We start from the raw sequence: 18,951 nt of genomic DNA on the forward strand, positions 1-18,951 counted from the left end.
GGTTTCTTTTTTTAATCACAATAGCCTTTTTGCTTTAACTTTTCCACATGCTCTTTTAAAATCTTTTCAATATCAATAGCGTACTGTTCCTCTAAAACAAACATCATCGTTACCGCCGTCTGGGCCACATCGATAAGCTCCTGAGCGACCATATGCATCGCCTCAGTCTCCTCGACCCTCAACCGCTCTCCATTGAGTCCGCGAAACTTCCCAATGGCCTGAGCCAGTTCTCCCGACTCCTCCATAATCTTCAGAGCCGTACTTTCTAAAGAGGGGTTAAGTCGGTTTAAACGGGGTAAGGTCACCGTTTTTGAGCTGCACACCCCTGCGTTACCACGACTCTTTTCCATCCACTCACTCCTCCGTTAACACACCTGTCGATCATAACCAATAACCCGGAACCTAATGAGCCTTTCCAGTGGTTCCGACGGTTAGTACTCCTTCTTTCAGAATGGAGCCATCCTGAGCGGCAATTCCCTGATGAGTAAGAAGCCAGTAGGTTTTTTCAGGTTCGAGAAGGCCTTCCGGAATCACTTTAACCGAGCGTTCATCCACTTTCTCGAATTTCACGGGAATACGCTTGCCGCTTTCGCTCTCAATCAGTTCGAAGGCATTCTTGGTCACACTCTTAAAATCTAGGGGAGCGGTAAACCGCACAGTAAAGGTCTTATCCACGGAAAGATCCTTAAGTTCATTCATCCCCTGATAGTCTGGATAAAATAAAGGCCATAAGGCATCCTGTTCACCTTGGGAAAAAGTTGTCCACACTGAGCTATTCCGCCAGGAAAACCCTCCGGGGAAAGCGTTGTTTTGGATGAACTCCCGATAAGTTGACCAGTATTCAGGCTCTCTTGCTTGCTCGAGGGAGAGGTTCCAATCCTTGCCCCCGGCAGTGAATTGAATAAGGTCCGTAACTTGCTTTCCTTCTGCATCCACTTGGGTAGCTCCGTCCAACATCAATACCGCCATCTTCAGGGGCTCATTTTCCTGAATCTCCACATCAGGACGAATTCCTACCCCATTGATTTCCTTTCCATAAGGAGAATAGAATTTAGCCACCGTGATCTTGAGAACATCTCCATTGGAGAGCTGATACAACGTCTGTACAGAACCCTTACCATAGGTATTGGTTCCTACTACCGCTGCCTTTTGGTAGTCCTTAACTACTGCCGTTAATATCTCTGAGGCGCTGGCACTATTCTCATCGGTTAAAAAGATCACCGGTTCAGTAAAGATAAATTCATGCTTTTCAGCCTTGTAAGGAGTAAACTCCTGGGAGCGATCCTTCGTCTGCAAGGCTGTCTGCTCACCAATAAAATACCCTGCCAGACTTAAGGCTGAGTCCAAATACCCTCCCGGATTATTGCGCAGATCCACGACCCAGGCATCCGCCCCTTGCTTATCCAGTTCCTTGACAACCTGTCCGAATAGTACCTCCGTGGACTCGCCGAAGGACTCTATGGCCACATAGCCGATATCCTCACCGAGCATCTCTCCGCTCACGGTAGGGACTTCAACCGCCCTGCGGGCTACCTTTAAACTAAGGCGCTCTTCTCCCCGCAGTACCACGATATCCACAGTACTCCCCTCTGGCCCCCGGATAAAACCGGTAGCCGCATCCTGAGAAAGTCCTGCTAGATTCTGTCCTCCTGCTTCAACAATAATATCCCCTGTTTTGAGCCTGGCTTCCTTAGCCGGTGATCCCTCAATGACACCGACAATCTCCAAACCCCTTGGCTCCAGCTGAATATATACTCCGATCCCCGTAAAACTCAATTCCATGGAATCAAGGAATTTTTGGTATTCCTTTTGCGTAAAAAAGACCGTATGAGGATCATCTAAGCGCTTAAGCATCTCTTCAATACTGGTGGCGTTGAGCACCCAGGGATCCACCGGATCAACATACTGATTCTCCAATAAGTAGCGCACATCATCTATAGGGCTCCCCAAAGCTACAGCCGGAGCAGATATACTTAAGATCAGCGCCAAAGCGGAAGCTGTAAGCATTCTCCGTACTTTGGCTTTGGATTGACTCAATTTGCTGCAAAAGATATTGAATTTAGTCATCACTTTATCCCCCTTATCTCAACTAGAATTCGACGTACCTTCTGTGAATCCTGTCAGCTAAGAGGGTCTCCTCTAAAAATATCCTCCACATCATCTTTCCTGTAGTTTAGTCCAGATTTTTTGAAAAGCCACGGGTAAGGCGATTCTATCCAGTTCCTTTACATCCATCCAACACAAGCCATCTTCCTTCAGCTGGGAATCCTTACCCGCCCTGACCTCTGATGACTTATCTATTACATCGTCAAGATCGAGAACCACCCAAACCATCTGCCAGCGTCGATGACTGAAGGTATGAACTAAAGGACCTTTCACGCTTGGGTTACGGCTAAGCAGTTCTTTGACGATCACATCATAGGTTGGATCAGATATCTGATTTTTATAAAGTCCATACCATTCCTTACCTTCTCTGAATTTTTCCAGTGAGGGTATCATCATCTCTTCTCCAGGGAACTCCCATAGATTGGCCAAAAGCCCTGTGGTGGGCCTCTTTTTCAGAAGAACCTGCCCTCGGTGAAGAAGGATTAGGGTGGGACGAAAAGCTTCCGTAGGTTTCTCTTTGCTTTTTTTCACAGGGTACACTTGAGGGTCACCCAGGGCAAAGCTCTCACAATCCTCTTGGAGGGGACATTGCTCACATCGTGGATTCTTAGGAGTGCATACCGTTGCTCCCAACTCCATCATTCCTTGATTAAAATCTCCTGGACAATCTCCGGGTATCACTTCCTTAAGATATTCAAGAAAAAAGCGCCTTGACCTAGCCTTCTCCACATCTTCCTCCCAACGGAGAATGCGGCTCAGCACTCGCTTTACATTCCCATCCATCACCGGAACCCGCTCTTCATAAGCAATGCTGGCAATGGCTGCCGCGGTATACTCACCTACACCTTTAATCGTGAGGAGCGCATCATAGTTCTCGGGCATTCTTCCCTCCGTCATTTGCACCACATAGCGGGCGCCCTCCCACAAGCGTCTGGCCCGTGAATAGTACCCCAAACCCCGCCATAGCTCCAGCACCTCCTCCTGCTCTGCTTCAGCCAGAGCAAAAAGATCGGGAAACCGTTTCATAAACCGTAAGTAGTATGGAATAACTGTAATTACCTGAGTCTGCTGGAGCATTACCTCAGATACCCAAATAGCATAGGGCTCTTTTGTCTTCCGCCAAGGCAAATCCCTCTTGACTTGATTGAACCATTGGATCAGCTTTGAAGAGTTTATTCCACTCACTCTATCCCCTCTTCTTTGTCATTCTATTTTCAAAAAGAAATCCCGAGGGTTAACCCCCGGGACCTAGTCTATAGCTTGTTTGATGAAAAAACAACCCTAAAGGTTGTGCCCTTCTCACGGCTCTTTACATCAATGGTGGCATTTTCTTAAGTTAATCTTTTCTCCCATCCAGCCATAAAGATCTCGTATAATCTTCTGGTTATAGGACCGGCTCCTCCTTTCCCTACTGTCACACCATCCAATTTCCCTACCCCTAAGACCTCACACCCGGTGCTTGTGAGCATAATCTCTTCAGCACCACGCAATTCTTCAAGAGTAATCTCCCTTTCCTCCACTTCGATTCCAGCTTCACGGGCAGTCTCGAGCATAATCGCCCGACTTACCCCGGGTAGGATCCGCCCATTAAGAGGTGGTGTCACAACCTTACCCCCGATGACTGCAGCCACATTGCTGCTGGAGGCCTCAGTAATCAGCCCTCCGCCCGGTTCTGTTCCCAGCACTAAAATCGCTTCATAAGCACCCTGCTCTGCAGCGGCCTGCTTGGCCAATACATTGGGCAGAAGGTTAAGGGTTTTAATATGAGGACGAGCCCATCGCTCATCAGGTACTATAATGCAGCTTACTCCATCCTCACGGACCTTTTCTTCGGCAGAGGCCATAGGGGCCACAAATAAGGTAACCATGGGCTCACTTTCCGGCAAAAAAGCATGTATTCTGGGTCCCACTCCTCGCGTAACTTGCAGATACACCATGGCATTGAGGATTCCTGCCTTTTCCACACTCTCTAAGACTAGGGCCGCGAATTCCTCAGTAGTCTTAGGGGGGGTGATACGAATCTCTTTCATGCTCCTTTCGAAACGCTCCAAATGCTCCTTTAAAGCAAAGAGCTTACCCTCACAGACCTTGACCGCCTCATAGACTCCATCACCAAAAAAATACCCGCGATCCAAAAAGGGGATTTGTGCCTCTTGCAAGCTGGAAAATTTACCATTCACCCAAGCGATTCCCGGATAATCTGACATACTTCATCGTCTCCTTATTCTTCACAGTAAAATACTAGATAGTTCTAGGAAAACCGAAACAATCCTTCTTTCACCTATATGGAAATCAAAAGTATCTTGTTACAAAAATCAATCAGGCAAACAAAAAACCCCAAAGCACACGATGCTCTGGGGCTAGTCAATCATTCCTTCATCCAACTTTCCGATAGTCTCGTGAAAGGCAGGTACGATAATATAGATTTAATAAACCGTCCAATTCCTGGCTCATCCGGACCACCGCAGGGTCCGCCAGCTCCTTATCGTAGGATAAGGCATAAAGTTGACGTCTGAGATCTTCAATTTCATTGAGTAAGTTTGTATGTTCCATAGCATTCGACCACTTTCTACCCGATGGTAATAGCTTCTACGGGACACCTATCTGCTGCTTCTTGTGCGCTGATCTCCTCATCCTCAGGGACAGGAGTCGCTATGACAATAGCCAACCCTTCGTCGTCCATATCAAAAACCTTGGGGCATACACTTGCACAAGCTCCGCAACCAATGCATCTCTCTCTAATTATTTTGGCCATCATACCTGAACCACTCCTTTCTCTTACAATCAGTTTACAAGATAGGAGAAGCACGAATGTTGATGCAATGCATATTATGAGAGTAATTTTCGTCACACTGGCATTGGCAAATTCTTAATCCTATCCTATGAGCGAATCCCTTTTCCTGGAGCGGAGTCGCAAGTGCTGAAACCTATTTTAATCCAAATATGAAAATAAATATCGAAAATATTGTCGATGTCTAATCACTGATTATCGGTTATTAGGCCGCAATTCGTAGGATATTTGTAGATTAATAAGCTTAGAGAAGACTCGTCAGGGGATGATTGCTCAAAATTCCGACTTTATCTTTCACACTTGAGCCTTTTCTAAATGAGCCTATCTTATTCATCAAAATGAGACAAGGCACTTTTTCCTTGTCTCATTTGCACGGCCTTATTTTCCTTTGGCTTTTTCCTTTTCAATCAGGCTATTGATGCATTTGATCACCTTGTCAGAGTGCTTATCCAGCTTCTTCAGACAGGCTTGAGCCAGCTTAAGGTCGCCTTCATGGTAGGCCTTAGCCGCCTCCTGGGCCATTTTATGTACTTGATGATGAGGTTCATCTAAGGCCTTAAATTCCGGATAATCCTTTAGAGCATTGTCCTCTTTGAAATACCATTTCCCTAATCGACAATGCTGATGAGAGGTAACCTCTTCAGGAGCCACCTCTTCAATTCCTTTAAGCATGTTGACAATCCGGGATTTCCACAGCAAGTGGTCGGTTTTGGCTTTTTCCAAGATCTCCACCGTGGTTAGGTTGGAATCAGCCAGCTTAAAATGTTCCACCTTCTGATTCAAATCCTGAGCCATATAAGCGGTACCCTGGATACTTGTGGCCACCGTCTCCAGTGAAGCATTAATCTCTTCAGAAGATGCGGCTACTTGTTGGGCATGAGAGGATGTATTCTCAATAACGGTTGCCACCGAGTTAATCAAAGCCACGATTCTTTCCGAGCTGGCCACTTCAGAATCCGTAACTTCCACACTGGAGTGAACATCCGCAGCAGTCTTTTGGACGGCGCCATAGATATCATTCAGGGCATCACCGGCTTGATTCATAATCTGAACCCCATTTTCTACCTCTTGGCGGGTCAAATTTGTAGCCTGGACCACATCACCCACTCCAACCAGGACCTTTTGGACTAAACCTGCCACATCTTTGGCTCCTTGAGTGGACTGCTCGGCGAGTTTCCGGACCTCCTCCGCCACCACGGCAAAGCCACGACCGGACTCCCCTGCCCGGGCAGCCTCGATAGCTGCATTTAAAGCCAGCAGATTGGTCTGATCCGCAAGCCCAGTAATGGTTACCGTAATGGAATCGATCTGTTTGGAAAGTTCACTGAGTTGTTGCATTAATTCTTCCGTCTCCGAGGTCTTGGAATGAATGGTATGCATCCGGCTTATTGCATCATCCACCGTGCTTTTGCCCTGCTCAGCTGTATCCATAGTCTGCTGGGAATTCACTGCCGCAGATTGACTTTGGGTTTTGGCGATCTGGGTCAGGGATGAAAGCTCTAACAGTACCTGAGAGGCTTCCACGATGGACTTAGCCCCCGTATCGGATTCATCGGCGACACTTTGCATGCTTTCACTGACTTCAGCTACGGCTACCGTCGCCTCTTCGCTGGTGGCAGCTAATTCCTCTGAGGTCGCCGCTAGGTTCTCCGCCAGTTCCCGGACATTCTTCACCACATCGGATAGGCGGGTAATCATCACATTAAAGGCTGCACTCAAATCCCCGAATTCATCACTGGAGTGCACAGGAGCAAAAACTGTCAAATCTCCTAATCCTGCCTTACTCATGGTCTCTTGCAATTCGTTAATCGACCTTAAAATGTAGCGAGTTATTAAGTAGGCCAGGAACAAAGCCGCCAGGACTGCAACCAGGGTCCCGCCCCAGCTTACCAAAGTCATCGTATTCATATTCTTATGAATCAATGCTTCATTCGTGTTCAAAACTTCCGCTTGTCTCTCGATCAAGGTATCCAAAGCTTGGGTAAGAGGTGTGATCTCATAGGTAAGCAGCATGGCTTCGATTCTCTCTAAATCCTGCTGATCCTCAGTAGATAAATGCTCGTTCTCCCTCATCTTTTCAAGCCATGTCTTGGCAGCCATGAATTCACTTTCATTCCGGGCACGGCTGACCTCAGTCTTCATGGATTGAGCTGAGATCATCAACGTGGTATGGCCGAAGATATCATCCACCTCGTCATTCACCTTAATCTGCAAATAATTGGTGATCACGATGGATATTAAAAAGATGGAGATAATTCCAATAAATGCTCCCAAAACGCGAAACCGGACCCCAATTTTCATGCTATCACCTCATTCTGCCATTATACCCCTTAGCGTATCTCAAACACCTTATTCAGGCGGGTTAAATGAAAAAGCTCCTTAACTGCACCTTGGAGTCCTTGAACAATAATCCCGCCGCCGCGCTCAATAGCCCGCTTATGAATTGCCACCAATACACCCAGACCTGAACTGTCAATATAGTTCAGCCTGTGAGTGTCAAAGACAAAATGAGACTTCCCCTGTTCAATCAGGGGGAGAAGCTTCTCTCTCATGACGGCAGCGTCTTCTACATAAATCTTACCTTCTAGTTCCACAAAAACCTCTTGCTTATCCACCCGGATATCTATTGACATGATCCTTCCTCCCCATTTAAGCCAGTGTTTTTAAAAGCATGACTGAGTTGCCCTTGGCATTATAACGAACTTTATCCATAACCGCTTCCATGATAAAAATCCCCCGGCCGGACTCTCCCCATTCCCATTCTTCTTCCTCATTTTCCTCTAAGGCCCAGACTTTAGCCATCACTTGATCCGCTCGGAACCCGCTCCCATTATCCTTGACCCGAATGACAAGAAATTTGGAGTGGAGCACATAGATGCTTAGGGTTACTGCAGGGGCAGAGACTTTGTCCAGGGCGTACTTAAACCCATTGTTCACTGCTTCATTCAGTGCAACCTCCAGCATGGTTATTTCATTTTCAGACAGTGTTGCCCTTTCACCCCTACACCCTAAGGCCTCTTCCAAACATTGATGCAACTGTCCCCGATAATGGCGAAACTCCTGCTCTGAATGAAAGGTCTTGCGCATAAGCTTATGCCGCATATCCCTCACCCACCTTTTATCTTCTTTATGCTTCATGACAGCACTCGGCATTAACCATAAACCCTAAGGCAGTGGCATCGTCGTTAAGTTCATTTCTTAAGGATAAGGAATCCAGCCAATGCATGGTGCTTTCTATGGTCATCACTTGAAGAGGGCATTCTTTCTCTTGAACCAAATCATAAAAACCATCCGTAAGAAAAATCACTCCATCCCCTATCTTAAGGGGACACACATGCTCTTCAAACTCAGCATGCTCTGAAATTCCCAAGAAGAGGCCCGGTTGACTTAAAACCCTGATACCCGGTTGTCCATTCTCCGAAGAATAATATAGCAGATGATTGATCCCGGCCATGACATAACTGAGCTTACCCTGAGCGATATCGATGTCGAAAAAGATAGCAGCAGCAAAACTATCTTCCGGGAGAATGCTTTTCGCCTCATGATTCACCCATTCCACCTTCTCTGCAAGAGGGATTTTGCGTCCTACCACCTGGCGAAAGAGAACTCTTAATGCGGTCACCTGTAACGCTGCGGCTACTCCATGACCCATGACATCAAAGAGGAACCCCTTAAGAATCTGGTTCTTCTCATCCCAACGATAATCGTAATAATCTCCGCTCAGATGGTGGTAGGGGAGATAGATGCTCTTCATTTTAAGGTTATCGTTGGAGAAATCCGACCTCAAAATGTTTTTCTGAATCTTTCCCGCTAATTGAACCTCTTTGCGAATAAGCATATCCTCGGTGATATCCCGGAAAATAGCTACATAGTGGGTGAGCACAGCCTCGTCATTGCGAACCGCATGGATGTTCAGCCATTCCGGGTAGATCTCCCCATTCTTCCGCTTATTCCAAATCTCTCTTTGCCATTGACCTTTCTCCGTCAAATCCCTCCACATCTCCGTATAGAATTCGCGGGGATGACGTCCTGATTTGAGTATTCGCGGATTATTCCCCAGAACCTCCTCCAAGGTGTAGCCTGTGGTTTTCGTAAAAGCAGGATTGACGTAGATGATATCTCCTTGAGGATTGGTGATACAAATACCTTCCTGAGCAAACTCAAAGACTTGAGCAAAAATATGCCGGGTGGATTCATCATAGTCCATCACATTCAAGGTCCAGTTCCAAGACAAGGGTCTTCGCTTCTTCTCCTCTTTCACTCTAAACTCCTCACAGTACCACTTCTTATCTATAACGTTATTAATTATTGGTTTTTATCGGTAGACAGCGTAGGGGCAGCCAACGGTGTTCCCTTACTGGGCTGCCTTCTATGTTAAAAGTCAGCTATAGCTATTGACCTTATATCTTCTCGCTAATTTATAGTTATTCCTGCACACTTTATTAAAACATGGGAAATATTTCGTAAATTATTATTAAGTTGATTTCTTAGTCAAAACCAGGCCATACTAAGCAGAATCGAAGAAAAATTTGCAGGTTTTCCGTCTTATGGCAGGATTCTCAAAGGATAAGGTCGAAAATGAAGGATGGTTTCTTAATTTTATATAGAATGCTGAATAAGACTAAAGAAAGGGGTGCTTAAATGATCTTCCTGATATTCACCCTGCTGGTTGCTTTATTGGTCGCCATCTTTGCAGTACAGAATGCAGCCCCCGTAGCCATAAACTTATTTTGGTATGTAGCCGAGGTTCCCTTAGTACTTATTATATTAGGGTCGGCTTTAGCCGGGGCCCTCATCGTCTTCTTCATGGCTATCTGGCGTGAATTCCGCTTAAAAGGAACAGTTAAGGCCAAGGCTAAAGAAGAAGCCAAAGCCAAAAGCGAACCTCAAGATCATAACGTACCAAAGGATATGGTCCCCTCAGAAAATATCCACACAGACAGGGAAGACACAACCCTTCCCCCGAGTTGACAAGGAAACAAGGGTGAGACAAGAGGATAGGTTCCTTGTCTCACTATCATGTTATGGAGGAGTCTGTATTCGTGAAGAACAAGTATACCTTTTTAATGATACCCCCAGACCATGGCCCTGCTCGACAATTTCAAATTACCCTTAAGGGCAAACGCCTCGTCATCTCCGGATTGTGCTCCTTTGCTCTGCTCATGGTTGGCTTATTCTCCTATAATCTCTACCTTTCCCATACCGTACAGTCCCAGCAAGCCCAACTGGCCGCTCTGGAGCAGTTACAACAAGAAAATAAGACCAAGGACCAAGAGATCGCCCGCCTTAAGGAGGAATCTCTCCAGGTGACTCAGGATATTTCCCGAATCCAAGATTTGGAGCTCAAGCTGATGTCCATTTTGAATCTGGATCCCAGTAAGACCCCTTCCTTTTCCACCACCGGGACGAAGACTACGGCATCCGCGGAATTAAGCCGGGGAACGGCATCTCCTTTTGCTTCTCAGACCTTCATCAGTGATCCGGAACAAATCTCCCGGGAATTGAGCCTGCTTCAGGATTACTATAACCTGGCCTTGGACAACCAAGAGGAAATCAAGCACACTCCCAGCATCTTTCCCTTAAAGATTGAAGCCGCCGTAGCCTCAGAGTTCGGTTATCGCCGCAATCCTTTTGGCGGATATTCCAAAGAGTTTCATAATGGGGTGGATCTTCCCTGTAACTACGGTACTGAGGTCTATGCGACGGCTTCCGGAGTGGTCTCAGTGTCCGGTTATGATCGGGTTTACGGTTACTTAATCGAAATCGATCACGGGGATGGAATCGAAACCATCTATGGCCATAACTCCCGTTTGCTGTTTAAAGTGGGAGAAAAAGTAGAAAAAGGCGACCTTATCGCCTATAGTGGAAACTCCGGTCGCAGCACCGGCGCTCATCTTCATTATGGTGCCCGGATCAATGGCAAGACCGTAGATCCTCTACAATTTACTGATTTTACAAAGGAGCAATGAACGCATGTGGGGTAAACCAGAAAGTCCGAAACGCAGTTCCAGTACTTTTCAAGCCAGTTCAAGTGAGACCACCTATATCGCCGCCGATGCAGAGTTTAATGGCAAACTGACCTTAAAAGGAAATGCCCGCATCGACGGAAAAATCGAGGGACACATTGTCCTGAACGGAGACCTGATCATCGGTCCCAGTGCTGTCATCGATGCCAATATAAAGGCCAGCGCTATCAGCATCTCAGGAGAGGTCCGGGGAGATATCGTAGCTCAGGAGACCTTGGAACTTTGTTCCAGCGCCCGCATGAAAGGAAATATCTTCAGCAAGCAGCTCAAGATCGACCAAGGGGCCCAGTTCATTGGGACAAGCCGCCTCTTAGAAGATGCAAAGCAAATCACACATGCCGCCGAAGAAGCCTCGGCTGCGGCAAGCCATGACAAAGAAGCAGAAACAGATATGGACATGGATGATATTTTGAGGCCCTTAGATCCCCTTGAGGAAGAGCAAACCGAGTCCTCCTCGGATAACAGCTCCCTCAGCAAAAATCTTGCTTATGGAAAATCGAGATCCCGTCGAAGGTAAAATGAGTGTCACCAACTGCTTTTAAAGCTAGTCTGGTGACACTCCTCTTTTGCATGGTAGTATAATAGTGCGGAAACTCAGAATGATTCATTACAAAAATAGGCAGCCCATGAATTACTTGCATGGAGGAAATTCTTTTTTTGCGTGGAATTATTATAGAGGAGTAATTATAACTAATTTGGGGGAAAAAACTTGAAAACCAAGAAATATGTAGTATTAGCCCTGCTGTTTATCAGCCTCACCCTGGCCATTACTTTCGGTATTAACTTTATGCTCTATGCCAAGGATGATCACCGTTTTAGTGAAGGAATCACTATCTCAGGGATCGACGTAGGCAACCTCACCAAAGAACAGGCCCAGAACAAGATCAATGATACTGTCGAAAGGTGGTTAGGAGAACCCTTAGAGTTCCAAGTAGATGGAGAAGTCACTTCCCTTCCCCTGGCCGCTCTGAACCCTAAGGTAGATCTGGACACTCCACTCGATGAAGCCTACAAGATTGGTCGAAAAGCTTCCCTTTTTGCCAGAACTCAAAAGGTAAACGCTGCTCAGGGTTCCCGCTTTGAACTGGGGCTGCAATGGGATGAGCAAACCCTCTCTGAAACCATCTCCGGAAGCCTTGCCGTATTCAATAAAGAACCCGTGGACGCTTCCTTTAGAATTAACGAAAAAAATCTCATGGAGATTCAGCCCGAGCAGCCAGGACAGGCCGTCCAGACAGATGTCATCTTAAACCAGATTAAAGAGCTGGAAATCTTGCAAGATCCCGCACCCATCAAAGTAGAGCTTCAAGAAGTGGCCCCTGCCCTCAGGGCAGCGGATCTGGAAGCTAACAAAATCGATGGGCTTATTGCCAGCCATACTACCTGGTTTGATGCCTCCAATACCGAGCGTACCGCCAATGTTCGTCTTGCTGCTGAGGCTTTGGATGGAGCCCTTATAGAACCCGGGGGAATCATATCCTTTAACGAAATCGTCGGAGAACGAACCGGGGATAAAGGCTATCAGGACGCCCTTATCGTGGTCAACGGTGAATTCGTCCCCGGTTTGGGGGGCGGCATCTGCCAAGTCTCCAGCACTCTTTATAATACTGGACTTTTAGCTAATCTGAAGATCGAAGAAAGAGTCAACCATGGTTTAGCTGTGGCTTATGTTCCCCTTGGCCAGGATGCCACCGTAGTCTATGGGGCCATAGATCTAAAGATGAGGAATAATACCGGCGGATATCTCCTCCTCCGAACCAAACTGACCAACGGCTCCGTGACCATTGAGTTCTATGGTAAAAAAACCTCAGGGCAGGAAGTCGTCATCACCAATCAAGTGGAAAAAGTGATTCCCTTTGAAACCGAAATTATCCAGGACCCGACTCTGGCCCCCGGAACCCAAATCATCAAGCAAAACGGCCAGAATGGCTATATCGCTACTGCTACTCGCACGGTCAAGGTCAACGGACAAGTAGTGGAAACCCAAAGCCTGGGCAAAAGTTCCTATATCCCCTCCAACCAGATCATCGTCAAAGGACCGGCACTGCCTGCACAGCCTAAGCCAGACCCTAAACCGGACCCTAAACCGGACCCAACCCCGGAGCAGCCGGCACCTGAGACTCCGCAGGGAACGGAAACACCTCCCCAACCCGAACCCCATGAACCTGAAAGTGGATCAGGAAGTGAAGCGGACGCGGAAGTATAATATACTATAAAGCCAATATTTTAAAAGGAAAGAATCCGATACACTAGGTCGTCGGATTCTTTTCTTTTAATCTTATTTTTCATTTACTCTAAATTTAACATATTTTTACTAATTTAAATGGTTGTTATAATACTCGCAGACCTTAGGGATTAAATCCTTTAAATGTGGCTTAAGCTCAGCTGCTTTAATTCTTGCAGCATTCTGACCATACCCTGAGTCCAACAAGAATATATAAGTACTTAGCATTTCTAAAAACTGAGAACTCTCTGCATTGAGCTTAATAAGCAAATCATTGTTTACAGAGACATTCTTTTGACCAATTTGCTTTCTGAACCTTTCTCCTTCATCGGTTATTCTATATTCATAGGTTCCATTTCTGGAGGCTTCTTCAATAAAATTATGTTGAACCAAAAATTCAATCTCTTCTTGCAACTGAGCTGAATAGGGTCCGTAGTGATGATAACTGTATCTATAGGGCGCATCCATACCGTCATGTTCTAAAAGATATACAATTTTCTGCAACTTCTTCCGACCTCTTATTTCCCCTTTTGAAAAAATCTCCAGTAGGTAATTTGCGCCTAGAAACATAATTAGTTTCCTCCTTTTAAAATAATCTTCTAATCTGTTCAGGTATAAACATCCTATTTATTTTAATACCTTCATTTCTTATTTGGTTTATAATTTTTGACTTATTGGATAATTCTATTCCATCTCCATTTTTATCAAATAAGAAAATCTGTTCAGATGCTTCTCTTTCGTTTTCATTACCTTCAGACTTCGGTTTTTGGGTTATATAGTGATCTTTATAAGAACTGCTTGTGGCTTCGTCTGCTAATAAATAGTATTCTCGGGGTAGTCCATGTTCTTTAAGGCTATTGATCACTTTTTCCGTAAAATCTATCAAATTCCCTTCTATTTGAATCTCTTTAAATAATCTTCTATCTAATAGCCTAGTACATAAATCAGATATAATATTGTCCTCATGCTTTGACCACAAAACTATATAATGCCATATCGTGCTTTCAGAAAGGCTCAAATAATTCGCCAATGTTTCACTCGTCGAACTCTTATTAATGATCTCAGCAAGATCTTCGGGCAAACCGATCTTTCCTAGGTTTTTTAACTCGATCGCTCGCTGAAAGATTTTATCGATAATGAGTTCTGCGCTTCTTGTAGCTCGATGGAAATAAACATTGACATACATGTAGTATCTAGCCATAACAAAGTCTTCAGCAATACTAAGCCCTTTATTCAGGTCCAAACCAAATTCTGTATCCCCATTTACTTCACCGATTCTTAAGCAATTAATCAGCCATTCTAAATCAAAGGCACCGTATCCTGCCCCAGTAAACTTAGAATCTCTGATAAGATAATCTATCCTATCCGTATCAAGTTGGCTGGATAGTAGTTTTACTATTGCTTTTGATTGATGTGTTCTACGAATAACCTCCGCTACTTCACCAGAAAAACCCGACTTATGAGCTTCTAAAATAGCTTTAACCTCTGTATCCCCAGTTATTATTTCAATCGTCCAAGATTCGTGCTTTATCTTTGTTGTCTTTTCGAGGGCATGAGAAAACGGGCCATGCCCAATATCATGCAATAGAGCAGCAACTAGTGCAAGCATACGATTATTATGAAGTTCATCGATATATCTTTGATTGATATTTTTTAAAGTAGAGATTTTATCTATAAACCTCTTTGTTAAATGAACTACTCCCAATGAATGAATAAATCTTGTATGTTCCGCACCTGGGTAAGTAAATGAGGATAACCCTAACTGCCTAATATGCCTAAGTCTTTGAAATTCTTTGGTATCAATTAAATCAAGTAAAACCTTCTCACTTTCCTTATCAATAGAAACAATATTATGCACAGGGTCTCTAAACGTCTTCATAAGAATCCCCCAAACATACGTTTGTTCTTATGTCTCTATTCTATAAATCTAAGCAAAATCCTTCAAAGCTATATATAGAAATTTATTAACGTAATTAAGTAAAGTAACTTCATTAACCAAAGCAGGAATACTTAGCTCCAGCTTCCTTAACTTCATCAGGAAAGAAGGTTTTAGCAGGCACCTTGAGTTCATTCGCGATTTTAATCCAGGTATTGGGGGTCCCCTTACGCAATCCCTTTTCCAGTTGGCTTAAATACCCATAATCAAGGCCGGTTCTCTTCGCCAGATCCTTCAACGTCATACCATTGACTAAACGCCATTCCCGCAAGTTGTTATCCCTCTGCATAAATGATATCTCCTCCACGATGTATAATCTTGCGAATAGTATAGCACACTATGTTCAATCTTGTAAATAATAAGAGGATATTGAACCGTCAGCAAGAATGGAAGCGTATCATTGATCTTTACTCATTACCGTGATTTAAAGAGGGGTAGCTTGTGCTTGAACTAGGAAAAAGACTTAAAGAAATACGAAAAAGCAAAAACCTAAGTGCTGCCGAGTTGTCCCAACAATCCGGTGTCGCCCGTAGTCTGATCAGCCAGCTCGAATCCGGCAAGCGCCAATCTACCAGTATAGATACCGTTTACCGCTTAGCCAAAGCCTTGGATGTTCCTGTCGCTTCGCTTTTGGCAGAGACGCCTGTCACTACGTCATACGCAGCCAAACATGGCAATCAGGAATCCTCCCTCTACTTCAAAGAAGGGGATCTTGCCTATCTGCAGACTCTCCGGAAGGCCAAGGAGGCTGGACTGACTCCTGAATTGTTAAATGAACTGATTGATGTGATCCTCCGAATAAGGAAATGAAAATAGAGCTCCTCTTCGACAAGAGGAGCTCTTCGCTTTACACTCTGTATTCATATCTTATCTCTTGGTAGAACTCGCCGATCCGCATTCTTAGGGATTCTTCAACTGAATTTTTCAAGGGAAGCCTTCGTTTGTCCACTTGATTGACGGGCATTATTCCCATTAGGGCATTCGTCAAAAAAACCTCCTCAGCATCTTCTAGGAACTCCAGAGGAAACTCCCCCTCCACACATGGAATTCCCAGCGTCAGAGCGCATTCCAGGATCATTTGGCGGCGAGTCCCCGACAAACAGCCACAAGCCGGAGAAGGGGTGTGGAGAGTACCTTCTCTGATGAAAAACAAGTTGCTCATGGTCCCTTCCGCTAAGTTACCCTTGGTATTAAGCCAAATCCCCTCTCTGGCTCCTTTGTCCTCAGCTTCCTTCTTAGCCAGGATATTCTCCATATAATTGGTGCTTTTAAGCTGTACCAGAGGGGAATATTCATTTCGGGGATGACTCAAAATGGTGATAGGTATTCCTTCATCATAATCCCTTTCCGTATAGGGAAGAGGACGAGTATGATAAAGCCACCGAGGAGGCACTTCCTGCCCTGCTCCCCCGCTCAAGGTCACTCTTAGAGCAAAGGCAGAGTAGGCTATTGGAATATCCTTTTGCACATTTTCCTCCAGCCCTGCCAGCCAAACCTCATAACCCGGCATACTAAGCCCCAACTGTTCTGCTCCCCTGCTCATTCGTTCGTAATGGAGCCGGGGAACTTCTATATGCGGGCCATCGACCCTTAGGGTTTCAAAAATACCATAACCAAAGAGAGCCAGCCGATCATCTTTATCCAGCAAGTTAACATCCTCCCGATAATACCTTTATCAAAGCCTTGACCTTTTGCAAGGACTCCTCATACTCCTCCTCCGGGACGGAATCAGCTACAATGCCCCCGCCGCCATTAAAGTAAGCCTGACCATCCTTCAAAAGAATCGTCCGGATCACGATATTGGTATCCCAGGCCCCATCAAAACCGATATAGCCGATGCTTCCTGTATAAAGCCCCCGTTTATAAGGCTCCAGCTCTTCAATGATCTCCATGGCCCGAATCTTCGGTGCTCCGGTGATGGAGCCTCCAGGGAAGATGGCTTTCAGAATCTCACTGACCTTCAGATTGGGCTTTAGCTTGCCCACAATAGTGGAGACCAAATGCCACACCGTAGGGTATTGCTCCAGACGTATCAAATCCGTAACCTTTACAGAACCGTAGCGGCAGATCCGGCCCAAATCATTGCGCTGGAGATCGATAATCATGGTCAGCTCAGCCCGATCCTTGGTGCTTTCTGTGAGTTCCCTGGCATAAGCTTCATCCTCTTCAGGAGTCTTGCCCCGAGGACGGGTCCCTTTAATAGGGCGGGTCTCAATCTCCCCCCGGGCGTTAATCTGCACAAAGCGCTCCGGGGAACTGCTAAGTATCTGGAAGTCTTCATAGGGCAAAAAGGCCGCAAAGGGAGCGGGGTTATGGGCATGGAGGGCTTTATATAATTCAAAGGGCTCCTTGGTGTATGAAATCTGGAAACGCTGGGTCAGGTTGGCCTGATAAATATCTCCGGCATAAATATAATCGATAACCCGCTGCAAATCCAGCAGATACTGTTCCTTACACACCATGTGATGAACCCTATCATGCAGCTGCTCCATATCCTTGCTTCCATCATGTCCTTGATAAGTTCCTATAGCCTCCTCCTTGCCTTCCAACCGTTCACGCTCTTCCAGGAATCCTTCAATCACTCTAAAGAGCCGATCCACCCTTGCCTGAGCTACCGGCCTCCGGCACTCTCCAGACTCCGTCATCCCGCAGGCAAGTAAGGTATAACGACGGCTCACGTGATCATAAGCCAATATCCCGTCATACCAGCTAAACCGCCACAAAGGCAGGTCCAGATCATTAACCCCGCTTTGGGGCATGTTCTCCAACTCATCCTTTAAATCATAGGTCCAAAAGCCTACCGCTCCCCCCACAAAAGGAAATTCCGTGGGATTGGACACATGATAGCGTTCCACCAAATCATCCAGAATCTTTAAGGACTCTCCCTCAGGGTAGGCCAGCCATTCCTGCCCAATAAGGGAGCTTGAGCCTTCCTTGCCGCCTCCCTCTTCGGTCACGTAGCGTTTCACCTCTACAGCATCCCCACAGGCACTGGCTTGTAGGAAAGGAAAAGATCCCATAAAGGAATATCGCCCTAGTCCGGCATAGTTTTTCCCGCTATCCAGGAAAAAAGGGTACTCACTTCCTTTAAAGGCCTCCAATAATTCAATAGGCTGAAGGTCTATATCCAGCTCTTGAATGATCCATGGTGAATTGTGCCCAGACTGACTCTGTGTCTTCCACCATGTTCGGGCATTTTTGACCGCGTTTTCCAGAAGGTCATGCCCCTTCTCCGTCAGAATAGCCTCCGGATGGAATTGAACTCCTTCAATGGGCAACTCCCGATGGCGAATCCCCATGATCTCACCATCAGCCGTCTCTGCGGTGATCAGGAGTTCTTCAGGCAGGCTCTCCCGATGCAGAGCCAGGGAATGATAACGGGTGACCGTCAAAGGATTCGGAAGCTGGGAAAACACGCCTTGTCCATCGTGGTGAATCTGAGACACTTTGCCATGAACCGGTGCTTTCGCCCGAATTACCTCTCCCCCAAAAATCTCTCCAATAGCCTGATGCCCCAGACAGACTCCCAGGATAGGGACCTTTCCCTTAAAGTAATCAATCACTATTAAAGTAAACTGCGCATCCCGGGGTGCACAGGGTCCGGGAGAAATAACGATCAGCTCCGGCCTGAGCTCTTCAATTTCTTCAATGGTGCACTGATCACGGCGCAGTGCCAAAACCTCTTCTCCCAATTCCCCGAAATATTGGTACAGGTTAAAGGTGAAGGAATCAAAATTATCCAGTATAAAGATCAAAGCTGCTAGACTCCCTTCGATTCTGCGTTTATGTCAGATTTGACAAATTTCCTAAGCCTGAATATTCTATACACTTCAGCTAATCTCCTCTTAGTGAAACAGGATTCTTAATG

Annotated in this window: 20 protein-coding genes; 5 read left to right on the forward strand and 15 right to left on the reverse strand. The window is 45.8% G+C overall.

All coding sequences use genetic code 11. The features are described 5' to 3' along the window. Nucleotides 1-11: 11 nt before the first annotated feature. From DESPCE1_RS0118630 to DESPCE1_RS0118675, 10 genes are all read right to left on the reverse strand, one after another. A complete protein-coding gene (locus DESPCE1_RS0118630; RefSeq protein ID WP_014795545.1) occupies nt 12-350 on the reverse strand; it encodes a MazG-like family protein in 339 nt (112 codons plus the stop codon). Nucleotides 351-402: 52 nt separating this feature from the next. Next, complete coding sequence (locus DESPCE1_RS0118635; protein ID WP_014795546.1) at nt 403-2,067, reverse strand: S41 family peptidase; 1,665 nt, start codon at nt 2,065-2,067, stop codon at nt 403-405. A gap of 90 nt (nt 2,068-2,157) precedes the next feature. Next, on the reverse strand, nt 2,158-3,291 hold the full coding sequence (gene mutY / locus DESPCE1_RS0118640) for an A/G-specific adenine glycosylase (protein ID WP_019851303.1): 1,134 nt from the start codon (nt 3,289-3,291) through the stop codon (nt 2,158-2,160). Nucleotides 3,292-3,437: 146 nt separating this feature from the next. After that, a complete protein-coding gene (locus DESPCE1_RS0118645) occupies nt 3,438-4,313 on the reverse strand; it encodes a D-amino acid aminotransferase (RefSeq protein ID WP_019851304.1) in 876 nt (291 codons plus the stop codon). 169 nt (nt 4,314-4,482) lie between these two features. Further along, nucleotides 4,483-4,659 (reverse strand): aspartyl-phosphate phosphatase Spo0E family protein, encoded by a 177-nt coding sequence (locus DESPCE1_RS0118650; RefSeq protein WP_014795549.1) that lies wholly within the window; start codon nt 4,657-4,659, stop codon nt 4,483-4,485. Nucleotides 4,660-4,675: 16 nt separating this feature from the next. Beyond that, a complete protein-coding gene (locus DESPCE1_RS0118655) occupies nt 4,676-4,864 on the reverse strand; it encodes a ferredoxin (RefSeq protein WP_014795550.1) in 189 nt (62 codons plus the stop codon). Nucleotides 4,865-5,275: 411 nt separating this feature from the next. Further along, on the reverse strand, nt 5,276-7,198 hold the full coding sequence (locus DESPCE1_RS0118660; RefSeq protein WP_019851305.1) for a methyl-accepting chemotaxis protein: 1,923 nt from the start codon (nt 7,196-7,198) through the stop codon (nt 5,276-5,278). A 29-nt stretch (nt 7,199-7,227) separates the two neighbouring features. Next, a complete protein-coding gene (locus DESPCE1_RS0118665) occupies nt 7,228-7,530 on the reverse strand; it encodes an STAS domain-containing protein (RefSeq protein WP_014795552.1) in 303 nt (100 codons plus the stop codon). 16 nt (nt 7,531-7,546) lie between these two features. Continuing rightward, a complete protein-coding gene (locus DESPCE1_RS0118670) occupies nt 7,547-7,999 on the reverse strand; it encodes an ATP-binding protein (RefSeq protein ID WP_014795553.1) in 453 nt (150 codons plus the stop codon). 25 nt (nt 8,000-8,024) lie between these two features. After that, complete coding sequence (locus DESPCE1_RS0118675) at nt 8,025-9,104, reverse strand: SpoIIE family protein phosphatase (RefSeq protein ID WP_033422478.1); 1,080 nt, start codon at nt 9,102-9,104, stop codon at nt 8,025-8,027. A 434-nt stretch (nt 9,105-9,538) separates the two neighbouring features. Here DESPCE1_RS0118675 and DESPCE1_RS0118680 point away from each other — a divergent pair, with 434 nt between their 5' ends. From DESPCE1_RS0118680 to DESPCE1_RS0118695, 4 genes are all read left to right on the forward strand, one after another. Then, entirely contained in the window at nt 9,539-9,868 is a 330-nt protein-coding gene (locus tag DESPCE1_RS0118680) for a lipopolysaccharide assembly LapA domain-containing protein (RefSeq protein ID WP_014795555.1), read from the forward strand. A 71-nt stretch (nt 9,869-9,939) separates the two neighbouring features. Next, nucleotides 9,940-10,866, forward strand: a complete 927-nt coding sequence (locus DESPCE1_RS0118685) for a M23 family metallopeptidase (protein ID WP_014795556.1) — start codon at nt 9,940-9,942, stop codon at nt 10,864-10,866. Between the two features lie 4 nt (nt 10,867-10,870). Continuing rightward, complete coding sequence (locus tag DESPCE1_RS0118690) at nt 10,871-11,440, forward strand: polymer-forming cytoskeletal protein (protein WP_019851307.1); 570 nt, start codon at nt 10,871-10,873, stop codon at nt 11,438-11,440. 192 nt (nt 11,441-11,632) lie between these two features. Further along, the gene (locus DESPCE1_RS0118695) at nt 11,633-13,129 is read left to right on the forward strand and encodes a VanW family protein (protein ID WP_019851308.1); all 1,497 of its coding nucleotides are present in this window, start codon (nt 11,633-11,635) and stop codon (nt 13,127-13,129) included. Between the two features lie 108 nt (nt 13,130-13,237). Here the strand turns inward: DESPCE1_RS0118695 and DESPCE1_RS0118700 are convergent, their stop codons facing one another. The 3 genes from DESPCE1_RS0118700 to DESPCE1_RS0118710 all read right to left on the reverse strand — a co-directional run bounded on the left by DESPCE1_RS0118700 (nt 13,238) and on the right by DESPCE1_RS0118710 (nt 15,372). Beyond that, nucleotides 13,238-13,717, reverse strand: a complete 480-nt coding sequence (locus DESPCE1_RS0118700; RefSeq protein ID WP_019851309.1) for a YwgA family protein — start codon at nt 13,715-13,717, stop codon at nt 13,238-13,240. Nucleotides 13,718-13,733: 16 nt separating this feature from the next. Continuing rightward, entirely contained in the window at nt 13,734-15,026 is a 1,293-nt protein-coding gene (locus DESPCE1_RS0118705) for an HD domain-containing protein (RefSeq protein WP_019851310.1), read from the reverse strand. Between the two features lie 112 nt (nt 15,027-15,138). Next, a complete protein-coding gene (locus tag DESPCE1_RS0118710; RefSeq protein ID WP_019851311.1) occupies nt 15,139-15,372 on the reverse strand; it encodes a helix-turn-helix domain-containing protein in 234 nt (77 codons plus the stop codon). 152 nt (nt 15,373-15,524) lie between these two features. Here DESPCE1_RS0118710 and DESPCE1_RS0118715 point away from each other — a divergent pair, with 152 nt between their 5' ends. Next, nucleotides 15,525-15,893: a helix-turn-helix domain-containing protein gene (locus DESPCE1_RS0118715; RefSeq protein WP_014795560.1), complete on the forward strand. Its 369-nt coding sequence runs from the start codon at nt 15,525-15,527 to the stop codon at nt 15,891-15,893. Nucleotides 15,894-15,930: 37 nt separating this feature from the next. On the opposite strand, the gene DESPCE1_RS0118720 is transcribed toward DESPCE1_RS0118715, so the two are convergent. Together DESPCE1_RS0118720 and pabB are read right to left on the reverse strand one after the other, a co-directional pair. After that, entirely contained in the window at nt 15,931-16,731 is an 801-nt protein-coding gene (locus DESPCE1_RS0118720; RefSeq protein ID WP_019851312.1) for an aminotransferase class IV, read from the reverse strand. Between the two features lies 1 nt (nt 16,732). Beyond that, a complete protein-coding gene (gene pabB / locus DESPCE1_RS0118725; protein WP_019851313.1) occupies nt 16,733-18,838 on the reverse strand; it encodes an aminodeoxychorismate synthase component I in 2,106 nt (701 codons plus the stop codon). Nucleotides 18,839-18,951: the final 113 nt, after the last annotated feature.

This window comes from Desulfitobacterium sp. PCE1, assembly GCF_000384015.1.
GTDB classification, from domain to species: Bacteria; Bacillota; Desulfitobacteriia; order Desulfitobacteriales; family Desulfitobacteriaceae; genus Desulfitobacterium; species Desulfitobacterium dehalogenans.

Bases quoted from the DNA above. Each gene is read 5' to 3' on its own strand.
- DESPCE1_RS0118630 (WP_014795545.1), bottom strand. From the start codon at position 350: ATGGAAAAGAGTCGTGGTAACGCAGGGGTGTGCAGCTCAAAAACGGTG.
- DESPCE1_RS0118635 (WP_014795546.1), bottom strand. From the start codon at position 2,067: ATGACTAAATTCAATATCTTTTGCAGCAAATTGAGTCAATCCAAAGCC.
- DESPCE1_RS0118645 (WP_019851304.1), bottom strand. From the start codon at position 4,313: ATGTCAGATTATCCGGGAATCGCTTGGGTGAATGGTAAATTTTCCAGC.
- DESPCE1_RS0118650 (WP_014795549.1), bottom strand. From the start codon at position 4,659: ATGGAACATACAAACTTACTCAATGAAATTGAAGATCTCAGACGTCAA.
- DESPCE1_RS0118655 (WP_014795550.1), bottom strand. From the start codon at position 4,864: ATGATGGCCAAAATAATTAGAGAGAGATGCATTGGTTGCGGAGCTTGT.
- DESPCE1_RS0118660 (WP_019851305.1), bottom strand. From the start codon at position 7,198: ATGAAAATTGGGGTCCGGTTTCGCGTTTTGGGAGCATTTATTGGAATT.
- DESPCE1_RS0118665 (WP_014795552.1), bottom strand. From the start codon at position 7,530: ATGTCAATAGATATCCGGGTGGATAAGCAAGAGGTTTTTGTGGAACTA.
- DESPCE1_RS0118670 (WP_014795553.1), bottom strand. From the start codon at position 7,999: ATGCGGCATAAGCTTATGCGCAAGACCTTTCATTCAGAGCAGGAGTTT.
- DESPCE1_RS0118675 (WP_033422478.1), bottom strand. From the start codon at position 9,104: ATGGACTATGATGAATCCACCCGGCATATTTTTGCTCAAGTCTTTGAG.
- DESPCE1_RS0118680 (WP_014795555.1), top strand. From the start codon at position 9,539: ATGATCTTCCTGATATTCACCCTGCTGGTTGCTTTATTGGTCGCCATC.
- DESPCE1_RS0118690 (WP_019851307.1), top strand. From the start codon at position 10,871: ATGTGGGGTAAACCAGAAAGTCCGAAACGCAGTTCCAGTACTTTTCAA.
- DESPCE1_RS0118700 (WP_019851309.1), bottom strand. From the start codon at position 13,717: ATGTTTCTAGGCGCAAATTACCTACTGGAGATTTTTTCAAAAGGGGAA.
- DESPCE1_RS0118705 (WP_019851310.1), bottom strand. From the start codon at position 15,026: ATGAAGACGTTTAGAGACCCTGTGCATAATATTGTTTCTATTGATAAG.
- DESPCE1_RS0118710 (WP_019851311.1), bottom strand. From the start codon at position 15,372: ATGCAGAGGGATAACAACTTGCGGGAATGGCGTTTAGTCAATGGTATG.